Here is a 6557-nt window from a genome sequence, read left to right as displayed (position 1 = left end):
TTTTAAGAAAAACCGGGCAAAAACCGCCCGGTCCTTTTTGGTTTGGCTCTATCAAAAAAGTCTGTTGATTTCCGCTCCAGGTGCTTGCTTTCCGGGGGGCGTTCGCCGAGCCTCCTCGTCGCAAGCTCCTGCGGGGTCTCGCCTGTAACGCTAATCCCCCAGGAGTCAAGCACCTTCCGCTCCAATCAACAGAGTGTAAAAAATCAATCTTGAGCTTTAACTTAGTCTTTTGTTATGTGAATATCCGATAACATGTACTCTATTCAAATGTACTCCTTTATAATACTCCGGGTACATTTCTCCACCACATTTTTCCCATGAAAACATGGCTGGAGTTGTGAAAAAGCCAATGTGAAATGATAGGCCAAATCCATTGAGTAACCAACGAAAGTAATAAGCGGAGCTTTTCCGGTTAAATACAGAATGGGGCCCGTTTCGGGGGTAAATAAGCGGAGCTTCTTGAGCTGGACATTTCTCTAAGTCAAAACTTATAAATTATATTATAAAAAAACTGACTCAATGTAGTTATCGTTTCAACTACTTTTGAGTCAGTCTCTTTGTTATTATTTCAAATCTTCGATAGAGTCAATGTCCATATAGGCAGGTACGACGAGTCCTAGTTTGGTCCCTTCCAGGTTTTCACCGAGGTCTTCGAATTTGCCTTCATATTTTTTGTAATAATCTGCATGGGTTGATGGCAACCAGCCAGCTACATGCGCATCTAAGCTTCCGTCTGCGACTCCCGTCCACATGGGACCTGCCTCTACTTGGAGGAGGGTTACTTTATAACCAAGGTCCGTTAAGACTTTTCCAATCACATTGGTGCTGGCAATTTCACTATCCCACGCGACATAGCCAAGGGTGATTTTGTCACCATCAACTTTGCTCGCCCCGTTTGTCCATTCGCTTACTTTATCAGTGTTCTCTTTCACCCATTCGGCAGCGGCTTCTTCGGGATCGTCCCCATTTGCAATCCCATTCATGACCACTCCCATATCATCCGGGGTCCAATTGAATTGGTCAAGAACTTTATAGGCATCAGGAAGGTCATCCTTTAAACCTTTTCTAGCAATAGTATGAATACTTTCATCTTCCCCGAAGACACCCTTTGGATCCTCTAGGTATTTTAAGTCATATTGAGCGAACATCCAGTGCGGAGTCCAGCCAGTGACAATGATCGGTTCCTTTTTATCATAAGCCTTTTTCAATGAGGCTGTCATAGCAGCACTTGATCCTTCTACAAGCTTCCATTCATCTAAGCCATATTCATCAACTGCTTTTGCCGTAGCCTTCATGAGACCGGCACCAGGGTCAATTCCAATAATCTTATAATCGACACTATCTCCTACAGACGCCTCGGTTTTCCCGCCATCGTCTTCCGTTGTAGTTTTGTCAGACCCGCACGCAGCCAGTCCTATTGTCAGCAATGCTGTCAATAATAGAAACATCCATTTCTTCATCATAGTGCATTTCCCCCTTGTTTATTATTTTTGCCTATATTTTGAGTAACCCGGTCTAGAATAATCGCAATGACAACGATCGAAAGTCCGGCTTCAAAACCTTTCCCAATTTGAATCTGCGTAACCGCCCGGTACACATCGGCACCAAGTCCGGGAGCTCCGACCATGGAGGCGATGACAACCATGGAAAGAGCAAGCATAATACTTTGGTTGATCCCGGCCATAATCGTTGGCATTGCCAACGGAAGTTGCACTTTAAGTAATCTTTGAATTGTCGTAGAACCAAAAGCTTCTGTAGCCTCAATAATATCGGCCGGTACTTGCTGAATCCCGAGAATCGTTAACCGAATCGTTGGCGGCATAGCAAAAATCACGGAAGCGACAACCCCTGGAACTACCCCGATATTAAAAAAGAAAATAGCAGGAATAAGATAGACAAAGGCAGGCATAGTTTGCATAAAGTCTAATATCGGTGATGCAATTTGCTTCACCATTTGCTTTTGCGAAGCCCAGATTCCAAGCGGTATTCCTAAAACAATCGAAATGATGACGGCTGTCAATACCAGTGCCAATGTCTCAAGCATTGGTTCCCAGTAACCAAGATTGGCGATTAAAAATAAACCTATTAAGGTAAAGAGGGCTATTCCTTTATTTGAAACCTTCCAGGCGAGTAAAGTTAAAAGAATCATAAATATGTAGGAAGGAATATAACCAAAACCAATTACCATTCCATCCACAATCGATTGGAGGAAGGTGGTGATACCGTCAAAGGCTACTGCCAAATGAACCGTCAACCAGTTAACAAACGTATCGACCCAATCAGCTATTGGGATTTTGGGGAACCATTGTTCCATGTGATTTCACCTCCTTGTCTTCTTGGTCAACTGCTGTCTCAACTTGTGCTTGTTCAAAATGGTTAATGGAATCATTGTTTCCAGCTAACGCTCCAATGACCGCACCTCGAACAAGAATTCCATTTAGCCGCTGCTTATGATCAACAACTGCCACTGGAATGGTTGCAATCGAAACTTTCTCGAATAAATCGGTTAGCAATGTATCAGGTGTGACGGTCGAAACACCAGCCTGTAAAATGTCTATGATTCCTTTGTTCCGGTCCATTGCCTCTTTTGCATCTGAAGCCGTTATAGCACCGAGTAATTGCTTTTTTCGATCAACGACGTAGATACTTGAAATCCCTAAATCCTTCATCATTTGCAGGGCAACTCGTGGCCCCTTTTCGACGGATACAGCTTCTGCCCGTTTCATGACATGCCCAGCGGTTAATACCTTGGATAAATCCACATCCTCCACGAATCTCTCGACATAGTCGTTCGATGGATTCATGAGGATCTCTTCAGGTGTTCCGATTTGGACAATAGAACCATCTTTCATAAGGGCAATACGGTCGCCGATTCGTAGGGCCTCATCTAAATCATGGGTAATAAACACAATGGTTTTTTTCATGTTTGATTGAAGCTCGAGCAGCTCATCCTGCATATCTTTACGAATCAGAGGGTCCAATGCGCTAAAGGCTTCATCCATAAGTAAAATATCAGCATCATTGGCCAAGGCTCTTGCTAATCCCACTCTTTGCTGCATTCCGCCGCTTAATTGTTTAGGAAACTGGAATTCATATCCCTCTAGTCCCACAAGCTTTAAAGCAGTCATCGCTTTTTCAATTCGCGTTTCTTTTGGAACTCCTTGGACCTCTAAACCATACTCTGTATTCTCTAAAACGGTTCGGTGGGGGAGAAGAGCAAATTTTTGAAAGACCATGCTTATTTTTTGACGGCGGACATCTCTTAACATCTCTTTTTTCATTTTTACGATATCAATACCGTCAATCAACACTTCGCCGTCCGTCGGGTCGATTAACCGGTTAAGCATACGGACAAGAGTAGATTTACCGCTTCCTGATAACCCCATGATGACAAAGATTTCCCCAGCCTCAACATCAAAGGTTGCTTGATTTACCCCAACGGTCGCTCCTGTTTTCTTTAATATACTTTGTTTTGGTTCCCCTTCTTGTAATAGCTGAAGGGCCTTTTTGGATTTCCCAAAGATTTTTGTTACATTCCGGACGCTAATTTTTTTAGAATCCAATTGATCACCTCATTTGCTGTTACGTAAGTAGCGGGACCTTTTTATTATATTGCCAACTTGTTGTGTTTATCAAAGTTGTTAATTGGGCAAATTTGGGCGTATAACGCGTACAGAAAAAACTGTACGTACTGAATACATAATATTCTTAAAATTCCTTGTAAATGCTCCCATTTCCTCTATTCCTGAATTCTTTACTTTTAAAATATACATGGTAGGCTTATTAGGTACATGTATATAAAATGGATGTGATACAGAATGAATGGTGAAAAAAAGTTAGAACACGCACGTGAACGAGTAATTGAAGCGATCTCTCAAAATATGAATTTATATGGAGTAACGGAATCGATTGGAAGATTATATGGGGCATTGTATTTTCAGGAGGGCCCATTGACACTAGATGAAATGAAAGACGAGCTTGGGATGAGTAAAACTAGTATGAGTACCTCTGTCCGAAGTTTGTTAGAACTGAAGATGGTGGGAAAGGTGTGGAAAAAGGGAGTAAGGAAGGACCTGTATCAAGCGGAGCCAGATTGGTATCAGACCTTCATCGACTTTTTCTCCATTAAATGGAGAACAGGGATTTCGATTAATGTTTCCGCTATGGAGAAATCGCTCGCAGAATTGCAGTCACTTGTAGAAGATGAAGGGACCGATAGCAAGGTACACGCAGAGGCAAAACAGGATATTGAAAAACTAACCGATGCTCTCGAATACTATGACTGGCTGAATCGTCTTGTGGACAGCTTTGAATCGAAGGAGATTTTTAACTATATTCCTAAAAATAGCTGAAGTTGCCGGCTTAACACCTCTATAACTTACAATGGTCTTTTAAAAAAGAGGGATGACCCCTAACAATGGTCAGTCCCTCTAGAGTCAGAAGTTACTGCCTGAACAGCAGTTCCTTTATTTTTTCACTTTAAAAACAGCAGCTACATTGGCAGCGGTTCGCTCGACGTATTCCCCTGCATTCATAAAAGCATCTTCCAATAAGATTACGCCTGGAACGATGCTGAAGATCGCATCAATCCCATATTCATGAACGACGGAACTATCACTGCTTACATTTCCGGCAAGTCCCACTACCGGAACTCCATATTTCTTCGCTGTTTTCGCCACCCCAATTGGAGTCTTGCCAAAGATCGTTTGTCCATCAATCTTTCCTTCTCCAGTGATGACCAAATCTGCATCCTCGACAATACCTGATAGACCGGTCGCTTCAATCACGATTTCGATACCCCTTTTCAGCTCTGCAGATAAGAAGGCCATTAACCCTCCCCCTAGACCACCTGCCGCTCCAGCCCCCGGAACATCGTTAATTTTTTTCCCTAGATCTCGCTCGATAATCGTCGCGTAATGATGAAGGTTCTTATCCAGTTGTGCCACCATTTCTGGAGTGGCACCTTTTTGTGGGCCAAAAATAGCGGATGCTCCCTTTTCGCCCGTTAACGGATTATCTACATCACATGCTACCTCAATCTTAGTATTCGCCAACCGTGGATCAAGCTCTGCCCTATTAATAGACGCTAGGTCCTGAAGGGAGCCGCCTCCTTCTCCGATTTCCAATCCATTATGATCTAACAGCTTGACCCCGAGCGCTTTGGCCATTCCGACACCACCGTCATTAGTGGCACTGCCGCCGATTCCTATGATGATATGATTCACTCCATGTTCAAGCGCTGCCAGAATCAATTCACCCGTTCCTCTCGTTGTCGTTAAAAGCGGATTTCGCTTATCAGCCGGCACTAGCTGAATACCTGAGGCCGCAGCCATCTCGATCACAGCCGTTGTTTTATCCCCAAGAATTCCAAAGAAGGCATCAACAGGCTGGCCCAGCGGCCCGGTCACTGTTTTAGTGATGATTTTCCCACCTGTTGCGTCTACAAGGGATTGGACCGTACCTTCCCCGCCATCAGCCATTGGCACTTTTACATATTCAGCATCTGGAAGTATCCGTTTAAACCCTTTTTCAATCGCCTCCGCTGCCTCAAGCGCCGTTAAACTTTCTTTAAATGAATCGGGTGCAATGACAATCTTCATAAATTCTCTCTCCCTGCAATTTTATTTACCCAAAGATGTGAAATACACCATAAATCAATGTAGAAATAATCGCCATCGTTAATCCGACTACTGTTTCATATGGAATTACTTTTAGACGTTCTTTTATTTCCATATTGACACTTCCACCAGTTGCATGAAAGAAGCTGCCATGCGGCAGGTGATCTAGAACGGTTGCACCGGCATGAATCATCGCTGCACCAGCAATAGCGGACACACCCATTCCTAAAATAGTTGAACTAAATACCTGGCTGGCAACAGCGGTACCCGCCGTTGTTGAGGCCGTTGCTGCTGACATAAAGATACCGGACACAGGTGCAAGAACATAGCCTGGAAGTCCAAGAGCATCTAACCCTTCAATTAACACGTCCTTCAAACCAGAATTGGCGATAATCCCGGCAAGTGTGCCTGTACCAAGAAGCATGATCGCTACTCCAGTCATCTTTCCTAACCCTGAAATCGTATATTCATTTATTTTTTTACCTCTGCCCATCACAATGGCACCCACAATACCGCCAACAGGCAATGCAATCATCGGGTCAATGCTTATATCGAATAATGGTCTTAAGGCTAATAAAATAATCGTTACAATAGGAGCGATCAATGCCGTTAAGAAAGAAGGAAGCGTACCCCCGCTATGTGATTGGATTTCTTGTCCTTGAACAGCTGAACCTTTTTTCACAAGCTTTTTAGCTAAGAAATGCGTAACTACAAGTCCGCAAATAGCTGGGATGATTCCAGCCGCCATAATCGATGTTAATGGGACTTTAAAAGCATCCGAGGCCGCAATCGCATTTGGGTTTGGTGACATAATGTTTCCGGCTTTACCGCCGCCAATCATCGCTAGTAAAATAGCAGTCTTTGAAATGCCTGCTCTTTTGGCAATGGCAAGAGCAATCGGTGAAACCGTGATAACGGCCACATCGACGAAAACTCCGA

The 6557-nt window shown here is 43.6% G+C and carries 6 protein-coding genes; 1 reads left to right on the top strand and 5 read right to left on the bottom strand.

The annotated features are described in order from the left end of the window. Positions 1-563 precede the first annotated feature (563 nt). Genes TY15_RS22500 through TY15_RS22490 form a run of 3 tightly spaced genes read right to left on the bottom strand, consistent with a single transcriptional unit; the run spans position 564 to position 3563 of the window. Positions 564-1463 carry a glycine betaine ABC transporter substrate-binding protein gene (locus tag TY15_RS22500; protein ID WP_040206750.1) on the bottom strand — a complete coding sequence of 300 codons (900 nt, stop codon included), beginning with the start codon at positions 1461-1463 and terminating at the stop codon, positions 564-566. Further along, positions 1460-2314 carry an ABC transporter permease gene (locus tag TY15_RS22495; protein WP_040206749.1) on the bottom strand — a complete coding sequence of 285 codons (855 nt, stop codon included), beginning with the start codon at positions 2312-2314 and terminating at the stop codon, positions 1460-1462. Before TY15_RS22495 ends, TY15_RS22500 begins: the two co-directional genes overlap by 4 nt. Next, positions 2280-3563 carry a quaternary amine ABC transporter ATP-binding protein gene (locus tag TY15_RS22490; RefSeq protein WP_040206748.1) on the bottom strand — a complete coding sequence of 428 codons (1284 nt, stop codon included), beginning with the start codon at positions 3561-3563 and terminating at the stop codon, positions 2280-2282. The genes TY15_RS22495 and TY15_RS22490 overlap by 35 nt, the downstream gene beginning before the upstream one ends. Positions 3564-3818: 255 nt before the next feature. Here TY15_RS22490 and TY15_RS22485 point away from each other — a divergent pair, with 255 nt between their 5' ends. Continuing rightward, positions 3819-4352, top strand: a complete 534-nt coding sequence (locus TY15_RS22485; RefSeq protein WP_040206747.1) for a GbsR/MarR family transcriptional regulator — start codon at positions 3819-3821, stop codon at positions 4350-4352. 114 nt (positions 4353-4466) lie between these two features. On the opposite strand, the gene TY15_RS22480 is transcribed toward TY15_RS22485, so the two are convergent. Further along, a complete protein-coding gene (locus tag TY15_RS22480) occupies positions 4467-5600 on the bottom strand; it encodes a glycerate kinase (RefSeq protein WP_040206746.1) in 1134 nt (377 codons plus the stop codon). Between the two features lie 25 nt (positions 5601-5625). Next, positions 5626-6557: GntP family permease (locus TY15_RS22475; protein WP_042375639.1), on the bottom strand; the 932-nt coding region annotated here is incomplete at its 5' end.

Origin of the sequence: Neobacillus jeddahensis, from assembly GCF_000612625.1 — a bacterium.
In the GTDB taxonomy this organism is placed as follows: Bacteria; Bacillota; Bacilli; order Bacillales; family Cytobacillaceae; genus Neobacillus; species Neobacillus jeddahensis.
This window is presented reverse-complemented; position numbering and strand designations above follow the sequence as displayed.